General features: G+C 67.6%; 1 protein-coding gene. It reads right to left on the minus strand.

Annotated features, from left to right (window positions below; all coding sequences use genetic code 11):
• Window positions 1–101 precede the first annotated feature (101 nt).
• On the minus strand, window positions 102–364 hold a 263-nt coding region (tnpB, locus tag J8G26_RS19195; protein WP_210570859.1), incomplete at its 5' end, for an IS66 family insertion sequence element accessory protein TnpB.

Here is a 364-nt window from a genome sequence, read left to right on the forward strand (position 1 = left end):
ACCAGTGCCCCCTTCCAATCGCCCAGGAAGTGGCGCGCATGGCCCTGCGCTGCCATGCGCAGATCCACGGATTGCGCGCCGGCAGACCTGCCGCTCAGACTTCAAACCACGGTGATGATGCCCGCGTTCCCCATGCGTTGCCAGGGCAGGCCCAGCACCAAGGCATCGAGCTGGGAGCGCTCCAGCTGCCAATGGGCATCGACCGACGCCGGCCAGACGAACTTGCCCTGGTGCAGGCGGCGCGCGGCCAGCCAGATGCCGATGCCGTCGTGCACCAGCACTTTGATGCGGTTGGCGCGTCTGTTGGCGAACAGATAGGCGTAGTGAGGGTGGGCGGCGCCGAAGACGGCGACTACGCGGGCCA

This window comes from Acidovorax sp. JG5 (assembly GCF_017939685.1).
Taxonomy (GTDB): domain Bacteria; phylum Pseudomonadota; class Gammaproteobacteria; order Burkholderiales; family Burkholderiaceae_C; genus Acidovorax.